Source organism: Streptomyces liangshanensis (genome assembly GCF_011694815.1).
Lineage (GTDB): Bacteria > Actinomycetota > Actinomycetes > Streptomycetales > Streptomycetaceae > Streptomyces > Streptomyces liangshanensis.
Map to the genome: position 1 here is coordinate 5,738,883 of NZ_CP050177.1, position 14,174 is coordinate 5,753,056.

10 protein-coding genes and 1 pseudogene are annotated in these 14,174 nt (G+C 71.7%); 8 read left to right on the forward strand and 3 right to left on the reverse strand.

From position 1 onward, the window contains the following. The first annotated feature begins 198 nt into the window (after positions 1-198). Complete coding sequence (locus tag HA039_RS24915; RefSeq protein ID WP_167033592.1) at positions 199-3,261, forward strand: bifunctional [glutamine synthetase] adenylyltransferase/[glutamine synthetase]-adenylyl-L-tyrosine phosphorylase; 3,063 nt, start codon at positions 199-201, stop codon at positions 3,259-3,261. An 83-nt stretch (positions 3,262-3,344) separates the two neighbouring features. On the opposite strand, the gene HA039_RS24920 is transcribed toward HA039_RS24915, so the two are convergent. Both HA039_RS24920 and HA039_RS24925 read right to left on the reverse strand, forming a co-directional pair. Further along, entirely contained in the window at positions 3,345-4,247 is a 903-nt protein-coding gene (locus tag HA039_RS24920) for a phosphatase PAP2 family protein (protein WP_167033594.1), read from the reverse strand. A 116-nt stretch (positions 4,248-4,363) separates the two neighbouring features. Beyond that, positions 4,364-5,389 (reverse strand): LacI family DNA-binding transcriptional regulator, encoded by a 1,026-nt coding sequence (locus tag HA039_RS24925; protein WP_167033596.1) that lies wholly within the window; start codon positions 5,387-5,389, stop codon positions 4,364-4,366. Positions 5,390-5,668: 279 nt separating this feature from the next. On the opposite strand from HA039_RS24925, the gene HA039_RS24930 reads away from it, so the two are divergent. From HA039_RS24930 to HA039_RS24955, 6 genes and pseudogenes are all read left to right on the forward strand, one after another. After that, complete coding sequence (locus HA039_RS24930) at positions 5,669-6,943, forward strand: extracellular solute-binding protein (RefSeq protein WP_167033598.1); 1,275 nt, start codon at positions 5,669-5,671, stop codon at positions 6,941-6,943. A gap of 19 nt (positions 6,944-6,962) precedes the next feature. After that, on the forward strand, positions 6,963-7,973 hold the full coding sequence (locus HA039_RS24935; RefSeq protein ID WP_167033600.1) for a carbohydrate ABC transporter permease: 1,011 nt from the start codon (positions 6,963-6,965) through the stop codon (positions 7,971-7,973). Then, complete coding sequence (locus HA039_RS24940) at positions 7,889-8,941, forward strand: sugar ABC transporter permease (RefSeq protein WP_425086425.1); 1,053 nt, start codon at positions 7,889-7,891, stop codon at positions 8,939-8,941. Before HA039_RS24935 ends, HA039_RS24940 begins: the two co-directional genes overlap by 85 nt. Positions 8,942-8,990: 49 nt before the next feature. Beyond that, a complete protein-coding gene (locus HA039_RS24945; protein ID WP_167033602.1) occupies positions 8,991-10,679 on the forward strand; it encodes a glycoside hydrolase family 13 protein in 1,689 nt (562 codons plus the stop codon). A 123-nt stretch (positions 10,680-10,802) separates the two neighbouring features. After that, positions 10,803-12,179, forward strand: a pseudogene (locus HA039_RS24950) (alpha-amylase); the annotation flags it as partial. Positions 12,180-12,283: 104 nt separating this feature from the next. Beyond that, positions 12,284-12,973, forward strand: coding sequence for a DUF4230 domain-containing protein (locus tag HA039_RS24955; RefSeq protein ID WP_167033603.1), 690 nt, complete (start codon positions 12,284-12,286; stop codon positions 12,971-12,973). A gap of 42 nt (positions 12,974-13,015) precedes the next feature. Here HA039_RS24955 and HA039_RS24960 read toward each other — a convergent pair whose 3' ends face one another. Beyond that, positions 13,016-13,729, reverse strand: a complete 714-nt coding sequence (locus tag HA039_RS24960; RefSeq protein WP_167033604.1) for a TetR/AcrR family transcriptional regulator — start codon at positions 13,727-13,729, stop codon at positions 13,016-13,018. Positions 13,730-13,781: 52 nt separating this feature from the next. Between HA039_RS24960 and HA039_RS24965 the strand changes: the two genes are divergently transcribed. Further along, complete coding sequence (locus HA039_RS24965) at positions 13,782-14,174, forward strand: hypothetical protein (protein ID WP_167033605.1); 393 nt, start codon at positions 13,782-13,784, stop codon at positions 14,172-14,174.

The following is a 14,174-nucleotide window of genomic DNA, read 5'->3' on the forward strand; positions in this document are numbered from 1 at the left end:
GTCGGATGGAAGGGGAGGGGAGGGGACGGGAGGGGAGGGGAGGGGACGGAAGGCGAGGGCCGCCCGTTCCCCGGAAGTCGTCGCGCCTCCTCCCGACCGCACCGGACGCGCCCGGTCCCGGCTTCCCCTCCTGCGGTTACGCTCGATCCCTCAGCTTGATCGGAAACACTGGCGGGAACGCGGACGGGAGACGGTGACATGACGATGCCGGGGCGCAGGAGCAGTATCTTCACCCGTCTGCTCCGCCACGGCTTCACCGATCCGTCCGGTGCCGAGCGGCTCCTCGACGTCCCGGAGATGGCGACCGTACGGTCCGACCCGCTCTTCCTCGACGCGCTAGGCGCCACCGCCGACCCGGACCTGGCGCTGCGCGGTCTCGTACGGCTCATCGAGGCGGCCAACGCGGGGGAGCGGCGGATCCTGCTGGACACGCTGCTCACCGCCAAGCCCCTGCGGGACCGGCTGCTCGGGGTGCTCGGCGCGTCCGAGGCGCTCGGCGACCACCTCGCCCGGCACCCCCACGACTGGCACGTCCTGGTGACGTACGAGTCGGCGGACCTGCACCCCGGCGTCGCGGAGTTCGAACGCGGCCTCGCCGACGCCACCGATCCCGTCTCCCTGCGCATCGCCTACCGCCGCTGCCTCCTGGCCATCGCGGCCAGGGACGTGTGCGGCACCATCGACGTCGCCGAGACCGCCGCCGAGCTGGCCGACCTCGCCACCGCCACCCTCCGCGCCGCCCTCGCGATCGCCCGCGCCGCCGCGCCCGAGGACGCCGCCGCCTGCCGGCTCGCGGTCATCGCGATGGGCAAGTGCGGCGGCCACGAGCTGAACTACATCTCCGACGTGGACGTGATCTTCGTCGGCGGCCTCCCCGAGGCCCCCGCCGGCACCCTCGCGGGCGACAACGCGGCCGCCCCCCTCAACACCGACGAGGGCAAGGCCGTCCAGGCCGCCACCCGCCTCGCCTCGCACCTCATGCGCATCTGCTCCGAGACCACCGTCGAGGGCGCCATCTGGCCCGTCGACGCCAACCTCCGCCCCGAGGGCCGCAACGGCCCCCTCGTCCGCACCCTGAGCAGCCACCTCGCCTACTACCAGCGCTGGGCCAAGACCTGGGAGTTCCAGGCGCTCCTGAAGGCCCGCGCCGTCGCCGGGGACGTCCCGCTCGGCGCCGAGTACATCGACGCCGTCTCCCCGCTCGTCTGGCAGGCCGCCGACCGCGAGCACTTCGTCCCCGACGTGCAGAAGATGCGCCGCCGCGTCGTGGACAACATCCCCGCCGCCCAGCTGGACCGGGAGCTCAAGCTCGGCCCCGGCGGCCTGCGCGACGTCGAATTCGCCGTCCAGCTCCTCCAGTTGGTCCACGGCCGCAGTGACTCCACCCTCCGCAGCGGCTCCACGCTCGACGCGCTCGGCGCACTGGCCGCGGGCGGGTACGTGGGCCGGGCCGACGCCGCCCAACTGGACGACGCCTACCGCTTCCTGCGCTCCATGGAGCACCGCATCCAGCTCCACCGGCTGCGCCGCACCCACCTCGTGCCCGAGGACGAGGGCGACCTGCGCCGCCTCGGCCGCTCCCTCGGCCTGCGCGGCGACCCCGTCGTCGAGCTCAACAAGGCCTGGAAACGGCACGCTTCGGTCGTACGGCGGCTGCACGAGAAGATCTTCTACCGGCCGCTGCTCGACGCCGTCGCCCAACTCGCCCCCGGCGAGACCCGGTTGAGCACGAAGGCGGCCCGCCAGCGCCTCGAAGCGCTCGGGTACGCGGACCCGGCGGCCGCCCTGCGCCACCTGGAGGCGCTGTCGTCGGGCGTGAGCCGCAAGGCGGCGATCCAGCGGACCCTGCTGCCGGTGCTCCTCGGCTGGTTCGCCGACTCCGCCGACCCGGACGCCGGCCTCCTCGGCTTCCGCAAGGTGTCCGACGCCCTCGGCAAGACCCCCTGGTACCTGCGGCTCCTGCGCGACGAGGGCGCGGCGGCCGAGAACCTCGCCCGGGTCCTGTCGGCGGGCCGCCTCGCCCCCGACCTGCTCCTGCGCGCCCCCGAGGCCGTCGCGATCCTCGGCGACCCGGGCGGGCTCGTGCCGCACGGCCGCGCGCACCTGGAGCAGGAGGTCATCGCGGCGGTGGGCCGCGCCGAGACAGCCGAGGGCGCCGTCGCGGCGGCGCGCGGGACGCGCCGCCGGGAGCTGTTCCGTACGACGGCCGCCGACATCATCGGCTCGTACGGTACGGAGGACAGTCCCGCCGAGGAGGACCCGGGCGCCCTGGTCGACCGCGTCGGCAACGCCCTCACCGACCTCAACGCCGCCACCCTCGCCGGCGCCCTGCGCGCCGCCGTCCGCGGCCGGTGGGGCGACACCCTCCCGACCAGGTTCGCCGTCATCGGCATGGGCCGCTTCGGCGGCCACGAGATGGGGTACGGCTCCGACGCGGACGTCCTCTTCGTCCACGAGCCGCGCGAGGGCGTCGGCGAGCAGGAGGCCGCCCAGGCGGCGAACGCCGTGGTCGCCGAGATGCGCCGCCTCCTCGAAGTCCCCGGCTCCGAACCGCCGTTGCTGATCGACGCCGACCTGCGCCCCGAGGGCAAGAGCGGCCCCATGGTCCGTACGCTCGCCTCCTACGCGGCGTACTACCGGCGCTGGTCGCTCGTCTGGGAGAGCCAGGCGCTCCTGCGCGCCGAACCGATGGCGGGCGACGCGGACCTCGGCCGCCGGTTCGTCGAGCTGATCGACCCGATGCGCTACCCGCCCGAGGGCCTGGGCGAGGACGCCGTACGCGAGATCCGCCGCCTCAAGGCGCGGATGGAGACGGAACGGATGCCGCGGGGCGCCGACCCGACCCTGCACACCAAGCTGGGCCGCGGCGGGCTCTCGGACGTCGAGTGGACGATCCAGCTGCTCCAGATGCGGCACGCCTGGGCGGAGCCGGGGCTGCGGACCACCAGGACCCGCGGGGCACTGGCGGCGGCGCGGGCGGCGGGGCTGCTGTCGGCGGAGGACGCGCAGACCCTGGACGACGCGTGGGTGCTGGCGACGCGGGTCAGGAACGGCGTGATGCTCGTACGGGGCAGGCCGGGCGACACCTTCCCGTCGGACGGCCGCGAGCTGGGCGCGATGGGGCGTTACCTCGGGTACGGGGCGGGGCCCACCCGGGGCCAGACGCAGGAGGTCCACAGCGGGGACATGCTCGACGACTACCGCAGGACGACGCGCCGGGCGCGCGCGGTGATGGAGAGGCTGTTCTACGGGGCGGAGTGAGGCGGCGGGGGCGGGCCCCCGGGGCCGTGAGGAGGCGGGGGCGCTAGGAGGTGACTACAGAGCGTCACGCGAACCCCGTCGCTTCAGGCAGCCGCCGGCCGCCGCCCCTTGCGATGCGGGTCGTCCACGTACCGCGGCAGGTTGTACGGCAGCGATCCGTACCAGAGGTACGAGACGGTGAAGCCGAAGGCCAGGCACACCAGGCCGCCCACCGCGTCCAGCCAGAAGTGGTTCGCGGTGGAGACGATCACCAGCAGGGTCACCACCGGGTAGAGCAGGCCGAGGATCCGCACCCACGGGACCTTGCACAGGGCGAAGATCGTCAGCCCCGACCAGGTCGACCACCCGATGTGCATCGACGGCATCGCCGCGTACTGGTTCGACACGGTCTTGAGGTTGTCCGAGGACAGCGAGCCCCAGGTGTGGTGCAGGGCGACGGTGTCGATGAAGTGGCCGTTGGTCATCAGCCGGGGCGGCGCGAGCGGGAACAGATAGTAACCGAGGAGGGCCACGACGGTGGTCGCCAGCAGGACGAGGCGGGCCGCCGCGTACCGGCCGGGATGTCTGCGGAACAGCCAGATCAGCACCCCGAGGGTGATGATGAAGTGCAGTGTCGCGTAGTAGTAGTTCATCCCCACGATGAGCCAGGTCACCGAATTGACACCGTGGTTGACGGCCCGCTCGAACCCGAGTCCCAGGGTGCGTTCCGCGTGCCAGATCCAGTCGGCGTTCCGCAGGGCCTTGGTCCGCTGTTCGGGTACGGCGTTGCGGATCAGCGAGTAGATCCAGTAACTCACCGCGATCAGCAGGATTTCGAACCAGAGGCGGGGCTTGCGGGGTGTCCGGAGCCGCCGGATGAACGTGTGCTTCTCCACCGGTTCGGTTTCCGTGTCCCTCGCTGTGTCTGTCGTGTCAGCCACCTCGTCGGTGAAGGGCGACGAGCCGGCCTTCCGGTCCGCCTGCGCCTCCACAGTCGATTCACCCATGCCAGGAGTCTGCCAGATCCGGACTCCTCGACCGATCATCCCCCGGTCGGGTCGGTCCCGCATTCCCTACGCCCTGAGGACGACCTCGGACGGCGTACGGACGGCGTGCGCACCCCTTACGGGCGCCGCCCCGGCCCCGACGCGGTCGACCCGCGCACCACCAGTTCCGGCATGAAGACGAACTCGCTGTGCGGGGCCGGGGTGCCCCCGATCTCCTCCAGGAGCGTACGGACCGCCGCCTGGCCCATCGACGGCACCGGCTTGCGGACCGTGGTGAGCGGCGGGTCCGTGAAGGCTATGAGGGGGGAGTCGTCGAAACCGACGACCGAGAGGTCCCGCGGCACGTCCAGGCCCAGGCGCCGCCCGGCCCTGATCGCGCCGAGCGCCATCATGTCGCTCGCGCACACCACCGCCGTGCAGCCCCGCTCGATCAGCGCGGTCGCCGCCGCCTGGCCACCCTCCAGGGTGAACAGCGACTGCTGGATGAGCTCGTCCGTCTCCGCGTCCGACAGGCCGAGCAGCTCGCGGACCGTGGTCCGGAACCCCTCGATCTTGCGCAGCACCGGTACGAACCGCTGCGGCCCCACGGCCAGGCCGATCCGGTGGTGCCCGAGCGAGACGAGGTGCGTCACGGCGAGCCGTACCGCGGCCCGGTCGTCGGGTGAGATGAAGGGGGCCCGCACCTTCGGCGAGAAGCCGTCCACCAGGACGAACGGCACCCCCTGGGCGCGGAGCCTCTCGTACCGCCCCATGTCCGCCGACGTGTCGGCGTGCAGTCCGGAGACGAAGATGATGCCGGAGACGTCCCGCTCGACGAGCATCTCGGTCAGCTCGTCCTCGGTGGAGCCGCCGGGGGTCTGGGTCGCCAGGACCGGGGTGTAACCCTGACGGGTGAGCGCCTGCCCTATGACCTGGGCGAGCGCCGGGAAGATCGGGTTCTCCAGCTCCGGGGTGATCAGGCCGACCAGTCCCGCGCTGCGGCGGCGGAGGCGTACGGGGCGTTCGTACCCGAGGACGTCGAGTGCGGCGAGTACGGATTCGCGGGTGGCCGCCGCAACCCCGGGCTTGCCGTTCAGAACGCGGCTGACCGTCGCTTCGCTGACCCCCGCCTGGGTTGCGATGTCGGCAAGCCGTGCGGTCATGGGAGTGGACTGTACCGGTGGTTCAGCGGATTGCCCACCGGGTGGCCGGGGAGCGGGCGGGCACCCTTCTTGCAAGATCTTGCGAAACCTTTCTGCCCTGTCCGCGCCGGGTTTCCGTGCCACGTCAGGTCGTACGGGCCCACCACGCCTGGGTACTTGTAACAATCGGCGCGCCCGGCGGAAATCCTCCGCAAGGTCTTTCGGGCTTCTTGCAACGCTGTTACCTTCACGTCCGACCCGGAGCCGCAACGGAGCGGTACGGCAGTTGAAGGAGTTCGGATGCGACGTGGCATAACGGCCGCCGCCCTGGCCGTGACCCTGGCTCTCGCGGTGACCGCCTGCGGTGGTGACGACGCGTCGGGCGGCGGCAAGAGCGCCGGGGGCGAACTGTCGGGCAAGGTCACCTGGTGGGACACGTCGACCGTCGGCAGCGAGGACAAGGTCTTCGAGGAGCTCGCCGAGGGCTTCGAGAAACTGCACCCCAAGGTCGACGTCGTGTACGTCAACGTGCCCTTCGGCGACGCCCAGAACAAGTTCAAGAACGCCGCGCAGGCGAACTCCGGCGCCCCCGACGTCATCCGCTCCGAGGTCGCCTGGACCCCCGAGTTCGCCGACCTGGGCTACCTCGCGCCGCTCGACGGCACCCCGGCGCTCAAGGACGGCGCGGACTTCCTGCCGCAGGCCGCCGCCTCCACGCGTTACGCCGGCAAGACGTACGCGGTGCCGCAGGTCATCGACTCCATGGGCCTCTTCTACAACAAGAAGATCTTCAAGGAGGCGGGCGTCGAAGTCCCCGCGACCGTCGACGCGTTGAAGGCCACCGCCAAGACGGTCAAGGAGAAGACCGGGAAGACGGGGCTCTACCTGCGCGGCGACGACGCGTACTGGTTCCTGTCGTTCCTGTACGGCGAGGGCGGCAACCTCGTGGACGCCGACAGCAAGACCGTCACGGTCGACAACGCGGCGGGCGTCAAGGCCCTGACCGTCGTCAAGGACCTGGTCGACTCGGGCGCGGCCCGGACCGACGCCACCGACGGCTGGGAGAACATGCAGGCCGCGTTCAAGGACGGCCGGGTCGCCATGATGATCAACGGCCCGTGGGCCGTCACCGACACCTACGCCGGGGCGCAGTTCACCGACAAGGCCAACCTGGGCATCGCGCCGGTCCCGGCCGGATCCGCCGCCCAGGGCGCCCCGCAGGGCGGCCACAACCTCGCCGTGTACGCGGGCTCCGGGAACCTCGACGCCTCCTACGCCTTCACCGAGTACATGACGTCCGCGGCGAGCCAGACGCGGATCGCGGAGAAGCTGAGCCTGCTGCCCACCCGTACCTCGGTCTACACCCGGCCCGGAGTCGCGGACAACGAGATCGTCGGCTTCTTCAAGCCCGTCGTGGACAAGGCCGTCGAGCGCCCCTGGATCCCGGAGACCGGCAGCCTCTTCGCGCCGCTCGTCACCGAGTACACCAAGGTCCTCACCGGCCAGACCACCCCGGAGAAGGGCGCCGGCGCCACCGGCGACGCGTACCGCAAGCTCCTCAAGGGCTGGAAGTAACAGGAAGGCGGGCCGGCTGATGGCCGTCCAGACCGGCCGGCCGGTGGCGGGGACCCGGGGCGGGAAGACCGCCCGAGGCCCCCGCCCCGGGCCCGGCACCCCCTCCGGCGGGCTCCGCCGCGCCGTCTCCACGCACTGGTACGCGTGGGCCATGGTCGCCCCGGTCGTCGCCGTCATCGGCGTGATCATCGGGTATCCGCTGGTACGCGGCGTCCACCTGTCGCTCACCGACGCCGACGAACGCAACGTCGCCCGCCACATCGGCGTCAACAACCTACCCGCCACCTACGAGTTCGTCGGACTCGACAACTACCGGGCCGCCCTGACGGGGGATCAGTTCCTCTCCACCCTCGGCTGGACCCTGGTGTGGACGGTGTCCTGCGTCGCCGTCACCTTCGCGCTGGGCCTCGGCCTCGCCACGCTCCTCAACCGCCGGATCGCGGGGCGCTCCCTCTACCGGATGCTGCTGATCCTGCCCTGGGCCGTGCCGGGCTTCGTCTCCGTCTTCGCCTGGCGCTTCCTCTACAACGAGGACCGCGGGCTCCTCAACAAGCTGCTCGCCGGCGGCGGCATCGACGCCGTGCCCTGGCTCAACGACCCCACCTGGGCCAAGTTCTCGGTCATCGCCGTCAACATCTGGCTCGGGGTGCCGTTCATGATGGTCGCCCTGCTCGGCGGCCTCCAGTCCCTTCCCGGCGAGCTGTACGAGGCGGCCGAGATGGACGGCGCCGACGCCTGGCAGCGGTTCGTCCACATCACCCTGCCGGGGCTGCGGCCCGTCAGCACGACCGTGATCCTGCTCTCCACCATCTGGACCTTCAACATGTTCCCGGTGATCTTCCTGCTGACGCGCGGCGGACCCGGCGAGGCCACCCAGATCCTGGTCACGCAGGCGTACAAGTTCTCCTTCGAGATCAGCCCGCGCGACTACGCGCAGTCCTCCACCTGGGGCGTGCTGATCCTCGTCCTGCTGATGCTCTTCGCCGCGCTGTACCGGCGCGTCCTCCGGAACCAGGGAGACAGCTGGTGACCCTCGCCGCGCCGAACCCCGCCCCGAAGCCCGGCCGCCCGAACCCCGGCCGCCCGAACCCCGCCCCGACACCCGCGACCGACCCCGCGGCCGCCACCCCGTCCGGAGCCGGGCGGATCACCTCCGCGACCGGCGGCGGTCACCGGAACCGCCGTTCGCCGCTCGCGTCCGTCGCCCTCCACGCCACCCTCGTCGTGGCGTCGGTGATCGCCGTCTTCCCCGTGCTGTGGGTCCTGCTGACCTCCCTCAAGCCCGCCGCCCACGCCACGACCACGGACTTCCTCAGGGACACCACCCTCGACAACTACACCGGGCTGCTGCGCGACACCCCGTTCCTGACCTGGTTCGGCAACTCCGTGCTCATCGCGGGACTCACCACCGTGCTCGGCGTCTTCGTCGCCGCCACCACCGGCTACGCCGTCAGCCGCTTCCGCTTCCCCGGCAAGCGCGGGCTGATGTGGACCCTGCTCGTCACCCAGATGTTCCCGGTCGCCGTCCTCATCGTGCCGATCTACAACATCATGGCGGGCCTCGGCCTGCTCAACGACCCGGTCGGCCTGGTGCTCACGTACCTCACCATCGCCGTCCCGTTCTGCGCCTGGATGATGAAGGGCTTCTTCGACACCATCCCCCGCGAGATAGACGAGTCCGGCATGGTCGACGGGCTCACCCCCTTCGGCACCTTCCGGCGGCTCGTCCTGCCGCTCGCCAGGCCGGGGCTCGCGGTGACCGCCTTCTACTGCTTCATCACCGCGTGGGGCGAGGTCGCCTACGCCTCCGCCTTCATGGTCGGCGACGAGAACCTCACCCTCGCCGGCGGCCTCCAGAAGTTCGTCAACCAGTACGGCGCCCAGTGGGGCCCGATGTCCGCCGCGTCCGTACTCATCGCCGTCCCCGCCGCGCTGGTCTTCCTCTTCGCCCAGCGCCATCTCGTCACCGGCATGTCCGCCGGTGCGGTCAAGGGCTGACCCCGCCGGGGCCGGCACCACCGCACCCCTCAGACACCCCAGGAACCACATGACCCAGCACCTCACCGCCCCCACCGCCCGCCCGGCCGCCGCGACGTCCGCCGACGCCCCGGGCCACCACCCGGGCTGGTGGCGGGACGCGGTGATCTACCAGGTCTACCCCCGCAGCTTCGCCGACGGGAACGGCGACGCGATGGGCGACCTCGACGGGGTACGCCGCCGGCTCCCCTACCTCAGGGACCTCGGCGTCGACGCCGTCTGGCTCAGCCCGTTCTACGCCTCCCCGCAGGCCGACGCGGGCTACGACGTCGCCGACTACCGGGCCATCGACCCGATGTTCGGCACCCTCCACGACGCCGACGCGCTCATCAGGGACGCGCACGGACTCGGCCTGCGGATCATCGTCGACCTGGTGCCCAACCACTCGTCCGAGGACCACGCCTGGTTCAGGCGCGCCCTCAGCGAGGGCCCGGGATCCGCGCTGCGGGCCCGCTACCACTTCCGCCCCGGCAAGGGCGCGAACGGCGAACTCCCGCCCAACGACTGGCAGTCCGTCTTCGGCGGGCCCGCCTGGACCCGCACGACCGACCCCGACGGCACCCCCGGCGACTGGTACCTCCACCTCTTCGCCCCCGAACAGCCCGACTTCGACTGGACCCACCCGGCCGTCGCCGACGAGTTCCGCTCGATCCTGCGCTTCTGGCTCGACCGGGGCGTGGACGGCTTCCGCATCGACGTGGCCCACGGGCTGGTCAAGGCCGACGGCCTCCCCGACCTCGGCGGCGACGCCCAACTCCGGCTGCTCGCCAACGAGATCACGCCGTTCTTCGACCAGGACGGCGTCCACGAGATCTACCGGCAGTGGCGCACGATCCTCGACGAGTACCCGGGTGAGCGCATCGCCGTCGCCGAGGCCTGGACGCGGACCGTGGAGCGCACCGCCCGCTACGTACGCCGCGACGAGCTGCACCAGGCCTTCAACTTCCAGTACCTGGCCACCTCCTGGGACGGCGCGGCGCTGCGCGAGGTCATCGACGCCTCGCTCGCCGCGATGCGGCCCGTCGGTGCCCCCGCCACCTGGGTGCTCTCCAACCACGACGTCACCCGGCACGCCACCCGCTTCGCCGGACCGCCCTTCGCGGGCACCCAGACACGCGAGGCCGGCGACCGCGCGCTCGGCCTGCGGCGGGCCCGCGCGGCGACGCTGCTGATGCTGGCGCTGCCCGGGTCCGCGTACGTCTACCAGGGCGAGGAACTGGGCCTGCCCGACGTCACCGACCTGCCCGACGAGGCCAGGCAGGACCCGTCGTACTTCCGCGCCGCCGGCCAGGACGGCTTCCGCGACGGCTGCCGGGTCCCCATCCCCTGGACCCGCGAGGGCAGTTCGTACGGGTTCGGCGGCGGGGGCAGCTGGCTGCCGCAGCCGGCGGGCTGGGGCGCGCTGAGCGTCGAGGCGCAGACCGGCGACCCCTCCTCGACCCTGGAGCTGTACCGGGCCGCGCTGGCCATCCGGCGCGAGCACCCGGACCTCGGGGCCGGTGACTCGGTCGCGTGGCGGGACACGCCCCCGGGCGTACTGGCCTTCACCCGGGGCGACTTCGCCTGCACGGTCAACACGACACAGGAGCCGGTACGGATCCCCGTCCCCGGCAAGCTGCTGCTGTCGAGCGGCCCGGTGACCCCCGGCGGCACGCACACCGACCTGCCGCCGGACACCACGGCGTGGTGGACACGCTGACCACGCGACGACCCGCAGCACCCCCGAACCGCACCACACCGTAAGGAGCCTTGAGGGCAGAGCGCGACGCCACGCGAGGCCGCACCACCGTCACCCGCACACCCCACTCGTGCAGGAGGAACCATGGTCCGCAGATCCCTCGCCGCCGCGCTCGCCCTCGGGGCGGCCGCCACCGCCCTCGCCGTCCCCACCGGGACGGCGCAGGCCGTACCGCCGGGCACCAAGGACGTCACCGCCGTCCTCTTCGAGTGGACGTTCGCGTCCGTCGCCAAGGCGTGCACCGACACCCTCGGCCCCGCCGGATACGGGTACGTGCAGGTCTCGCCGCCCCAGGAGCACATCCAGGGCGGCCAGTGGTGGACCTCGTACCAGCCCGTCAGCTACCGGATCGCCGGGCGGCTCGGCGACCGCGCCGCGTTCTCCGCCATGATCGGCACCTGCCACGCGGCCGGGGTCAAGGTCGTCGCCGACAGCGTCATCAACCACATGGCCGCCGGGGACGGCACCGGCACCGGCGGCTCCCCGTACACCAAGTACACCTACCCCGGCATCTACTCGGGCGCCGACCTGGACGACTGCCGGGGGCAGATCAACAACTACCAGGACCGGGCGAACGTCCAGAACTGCGAACTGGTCGGCCTCGCCGACCTCGACACCGGTGAGCCGTACGTACGCGGCCGGATCGCGGCGTACCTGAACGACCTGCTCTCGCTGGGCGTCGACGGCTTCCGGATCGACGCCGCCAAGCACATGCCGGCCGCCGACCTCGCCGACATCAAGCGGCGGCTGAGCGACCCGGGAGCGTACTGGAAGCAGGAGGTCATCTACGGCGCGGGCGAGGCGATATCGCCCGACGAGTACCTCAACACCGGTGACGTACAGGAGTTCCGGTACGCGCGGAGCCTCAAGCAGGTGTTCCACCACGAGAATCTCGCCTACCTCAAGAACTACGGCGAGGGCTGGGCCTTCATGCGGGGCGACAAGGCGGCCGTCTTCGTCGACAACCACGACACCGAGCGCGGCGGCGACACCCTCAGCTACAAGGACGGCGCGAACTACACCCTCGCGAACGTCTTCATGCTGGCCTGGCCCTACGGCTCGCCCGACATCAACTCCGGCTACGAGTTCACCGACCGCGACGCGGGACCGCCCAACGGCGGCACGGTCAGGGCCTGTTACACCGACGGCTGGAAGTGCCAGCACGCCTGGCGGGAGATCGCCTCGATGGTCGCCTTCCGCAACACCACCCGCGGTCAGGCGGTGACCCAGTGGTGGGACAACGGCGGCGACCAGATCGCCTTCGGCCGGGGCGCCAAGGGGTACGTGGCCCTCAACCACGAAAGCGCCGCGCTGACCCGTACGTTCCAGACCTCCCTGCCCCCGGGCGGCTACTGCGACGTGCAGAGCGGCCGGCGGGTCACCGTCGACAACGCCGGGCAGTTCACCGCAACGCTCCCCTCCAACACGGCCGTTGCCCTCCACACGGCCGCCAGGAACTGCTGAACCGGGCGCCGTGACGGGTGTGGCGGAGTCTTCGCGTAGTGGCCTTGTAACGGACTCCGCCGCGCCCGTGTGAACCGCCCCTGGCGGGAAATCAGTCAGGTATGACGTCCACCGACGTGCAACCGGAACAGAGCCAGCGCAAGCCCCGCCCGGCGGGGCTGCCCTGGTGGAGCAAGCTGCTCATCACCCTCGTCGCCGTCGCGGCCCTGCTCTTCGCCGGGAGCAAGCTGGACCTGATCCCCGGCTTCGGCGACGTCTTCGGCAGCGAGACGAAGGACAGGACGGGGCCCACCCTGCTCCAGTCCATGCAGGACCTCGACCGGTACGAAGCCGCCTCGGGCAACTTCCAGGTCGTCGTCGACCTGGAGAAGGACGCCAAGTACCTGCCCGACGCGATCCGCGGCACCCGCACCCTCTACGTCGGCGCCGGCACCGTCAGCGCCTCCGTGGACTTCAGCGGCATCGGCGAGGGCAACGTCACGACCGACAAGGAACGCACCATGGCGACCATCCGGCTGCCGCACGCGCAGCTGGGCAAGCCCGCGCTGGACGCCGAGCGCTCCTACGCCGTCTCCAAGCAGCGCGGGCTGCTGGACCGGCTCGGTGACCTGTTCTCGGACAACGCGGCGAGCGAGCGGGCCGTGAACCAACTGGCCGCCAAGCACATCGGGGAGGCCGCCAAGGACAGCGAACTGGCCTCCCGCGCCGAGAAGAACACCACCAGCATGCTCCAGGGCCTGCTGCGGTCCCTCGGCTTCACCCAGGTCACCGTCGTCTACGGGACGAACTGACCGACCGGGCGGCCGGGGTACGGGAGGGGCCCACCGGCCGGGTCACGGGACGCGCTGACCCGGCAGCCGGGTGCCCAGCCCCATGAGCCGGCCGAGCAGGTCGCCGAACGGGCCCTCGGCCGGCTCGTCCGCGACGATCCGCAACAGGATCTCCGCCATCTCCGCGTCGTACGCGGCGCTCACCGCGGCGAGCGCCGCGAAGTCGTGCACGAGCTGCAACTCCAGCTCCCCGCGCGGGATCACCCGCCCGTCGAGCCAGATCAGCGCCGTCGACTCGGCGAGCGACACCCAGGACCGGACGACCAGGTGCAGCCGCGCGGGCGGCGTCGTCACGTCCAGGTGCGCGAGGATCTGCTCGTACGCCGCCTGCCGCACCTCGTCGATCATCGCGTTCGCCGTCGAGGAACCCACCGCGGGACCCCCGCGCATCAGCGCGGAGAAGCCGGGACCGTGCTCGTCGACGAAGTCGAAGAACCGCCCCATCACCCGCAACAGCCGGGCCCCGAGCGGCCCTTCCCTCGGCTCGACGAACCGCTCCGCCAGGTCCTCGGCCGCCCGGCGCAGCGCCGCCTCGTACAGGCTCTGCTTGCCGGGGAAGTAGTGGTAGACGAGCGGCCGCGAGATCCCCGCCGCGGCGGCAATCTCGTCGATGGAGACGTCCTCCGGGGAGCGGTGGCTGAACAGTTCCAGCGCGACACCGATCAGTTGCCGCTTCCGCTCTTCGACGCCCATCCTGCGGCGCACCCCGGTCGTCATACGAACAGCCTAACGGGCACGCTCCCCGGGGTGTCGATTACGCTGCCGGTCCATGACCTCATCTGACCCGGACCAGCCGACAGAGACACCCGCCGAGGCTCTTGGCGACACTGTGGCTGAGGATCCGGCCGAGGATCCGACTGAGGACCCGGCCGAAGACCCGGCGGAGGATCCGGCCGAGGATCCCGCACCCGGCCTGACGCCCCGTCAGGCGCGGGCCCTGCGGGTCACGCTCGCGTCGGCACTGCTGGTGGCGATGGCCGTGCTGCTGGCCGTACGGCTGGCGGAGCGCACGTCGGTCCTGGTGGTCGGGGTGTACGGGCTGGCGATGGTCCTGTGCGGTGTGGTGATCGAGCTGAGCCGCAACGGCCGTACCCGCCTGGGCACCTGGCTGCTCGCGGCGTGCCTGCTGTCGGCGCTGGGCGCGGACTGGCTGCTGCCGTAA